At 64.4% G+C, this 2,561-nt stretch carries 2 protein-coding genes; one reads left to right on the plus strand and one right to left on the minus strand.

Annotated elements, in window-relative coordinates; translation table 11 throughout:
• Window positions 1–52: 52 nt before the first annotated feature.
• Window positions 53–1,267 carry a lytic murein transglycosylase gene (locus VW23_RS08310; protein ID WP_069909109.1) on the minus strand — a complete coding sequence of 405 codons (1,215 nt, stop codon included), beginning with the start codon at window positions 1,265–1,267 and terminating at the stop codon, window positions 53–55.
• Window positions 1,268–1,499: 232 nt separating this feature from the next.
• Between VW23_RS08310 and VW23_RS08315 the strand changes: the two genes are divergently transcribed.
• Window positions 1,500–2,495 carry an arabinan endo-1,5-alpha-L-arabinosidase gene (locus tag VW23_RS08315; protein WP_069909110.1) on the plus strand — a complete coding sequence of 332 codons (996 nt, stop codon included), beginning with the start codon at window positions 1,500–1,502 and terminating at the stop codon, window positions 2,493–2,495.
• The last annotated feature ends 66 nt before the right edge of the window (window positions 2,496–2,561 follow it).

The following is a 2,561-nucleotide window of genomic DNA, read 5'->3' on the forward strand; positions in this document are numbered from 1 at the left end:
GGACAGGGGTGGGGGTCAGCCCGCACCGGCCATCAAGTCGAGAACCGCCGCCTCAGCTCAGCGCGTTCAGCAGATTCCCCGACACATGCCCATCCGGCAGCAGCCCGGAGCGTGTCTGCCAGTCGATCACTGCGGCACGCGTCTTCGGCCCGATCTCGCCATCGGGCTTGCCGATCTCGTAGCCCTTCTTCAAGAGCTTCGCCTGCACCTGCTTCCGGCCATCGGCATTGAGCGCGGTGTCCTTCGGCCAGGCGACCGAAAAGCCCTTGCCGCCGAGGATCCGGTCGGCGAGGTGGCCGACGGCCAGCGCGTAGCTGTCGGAATTGTTGTAGCGCTTGATCACCCCGAAATTCGGCAGCACCGCGAACACCGGGCCGTTGCCGCCCATCGGCATGTAGAGCTTGGCCGTATCGCTGTCGCGCGGGAACGGCTTGCCGTTGGCGCGGACGACGCCGACGCCGCGCCAGTCGCCCAGGGTCGCGGTCAGGCCTTGCCAGACGTTCTGGTAGTTGAAGTCGCGTGCGAGCTTTACCTCGTAACCCCAGGTTTCTCCTGCCCGCCAGCCGAACGACTTAAGGTAGTTGGCGATCGAAGCCTGTGCGTCCGGCACCGAGCCCCAGATGTCCTTGTGGCCATCGCCCTTGAAGTCGACGGCGTACTTCATGAAGCTCGACGGCATGAACTGCGGCAGGCCCATGGCGCCGGCCCACGAGCCGACCATGTCCTTGGCGCGCACGTGTCCGCCCTCGAGGATCTCGAGCGAGGTGATCAGCTCAGAGCCGAAGAAATCGGTGCGATAGCCGCCATAGGCCAGCGTCGCCAGCGCATGCACCGTGTTGGTGCCGCCCAGGAACCCGCCGAAATTGGTCTCGATGCCCCAGATGGCGAGGATGATCTCGCCCTGCACGCCGTAGCGCTCGCTCACTGCCTTCAGCGTCTTGGCCCATTCGCCCCGCATTTCGTGCCCGGTGCCGATGCGCGCGTCGCTGACCCGCTTCACCACATAGTCGGCGGCGGTCGAGACAAACTCGGGCTGCTTCTTGCTGAGCTCGAGCACCGAACCGATCGGCTTGAAATCGCCCATCGCGATGTCGAACACCCGCTTCGACACGCCGCGCGCCTTGGCCCGCTGCCAGGTCTGGTCGACGAAGCCACCGACGCTGGCGAAGGCCGGCGTGAACGCCGACGAAGCGATCAGCGCCGCAGCGCCGATACCAAAACTACGACGGGAAACAGAGAATTCGATGAGCTTGTTTACGCGGTACATGAAGCGCCTCTGCACAAGAGGGGCGACCCTGATAGAACGCCGGGCCGATCTGCCGGCACAATTGGCCGACGGTTTGTGTCTATTCTCCTGAACGAAATTAAGATCGCGTTACCCACGTGTTCGCGATCGCGTGATCGGGTGCGAGTAGCGACCGAGTGCATCCCATTCGCCCTTGTCAACTTTTGGCTATTCGCTATTCGCTACCCGCCATTCGCTGCCCAGGAGGAGTGCGATGTTTCGATCCCTTGCGGTGGCTGCGCTGCTCTGTGGCCTCGCTGCGCCGGCGCTGGCCGCGGATGTGCAGCCGACGCTGACCGGCGATGTGAAGATCCACGACCCCACGGTGATCGAGGTCGACGGCAAATTCGTCGCCTTCCAGACCGGACAGGAAGGCGGGCTCTATCGCGGCGCCATTCGCGCCAAGACCTCGCCAGATGGGATCGCCTGGACCGACGCCGGATCGATCGGCAAGGGCGTCCCCAAATGGGAGCGGAAGGAACTCGGCTACCAGTCGCTCAACATCTGGGCGCCCTCGGTCAGCAGGCACGGCGACACCTGGAACCTCTACTATTCGGTGTCCTCGTTCGGCATCAACACCAGCGCCATCGGGCTGATGACCAACGCCGCGCTCGATCCCGATAAGCCGGGCGAGGGCTGGGAGGATCAGGGCCTGGTGCTCAAATCCAACGGCAAGGACAACTGGAACGCCATAGACCCCTGGCGCATCGACCTGAACGACGGCCGCGCCTTTCTCGCCTATGGCTCGTTCTGGGACGGCATCAAGATGCGGGAGCTCGATCCGCAGAGCGGCAAGCTCCTCACTGCGGATACCCCGACCTATGACCTCGCCTCGCGCCAGGGCGCCGGCATCGAGGCAGCCAGCATTCTCGAGCATGCCGGGAAGTTCTACCTGTTCGTGTCGTTCGACCAGTGCTGCAAGCAGCTCGACAGCACCTACAACATGCGCGTTGGCCGCGCCGACGCGGTGACCGGCCCTTATCTAGATCGCGACGGCAAACCGATGCTCCAGGGCGGCGGCACCCTGCTCCTCGGCAAGACCGGCCGTTTCATCGGCCCCGGCGGGCAGGAAGCCATCGTCACTTCAAAGGGCGAGATGCTCGCCTACCACTTTTACGATGGGGATGATCTGGGCGTATCCAAACTCCAGTTCTCGCCCCTCAGATGGACTCCAGATGGCTGGCCCGAACTCGATGCATTGCCGGAGTAGGATGGGGCGGACCGCCGGCCTCTCCTTGATCCTCCCCCGCGCGGCGGGGGAGGGGGACCAGCGAAG

Origin of the sequence: Devosia insulae DS-56, assembly GCF_000970465.2 — a bacterium.
Lineage (GTDB): Bacteria > Pseudomonadota > Alphaproteobacteria > Rhizobiales > Devosiaceae > Devosia_A > Devosia_A insulae.

Excerpts from the sequence above, each read along its gene's own strand:
- VW23_RS08310 (WP_069909109.1), bottom strand. The coding sequence starts at position 1,267 with ATGTACCGCGTAAACAAGCTCATCGAATTCTCTGTTTCCCGTCGTAGT.
- VW23_RS08315 (WP_069909110.1), top strand. The coding sequence starts at position 1,500 with ATGTTTCGATCCCTTGCGGTGGCTGCGCTGCTCTGTGGCCTCGCTGCG.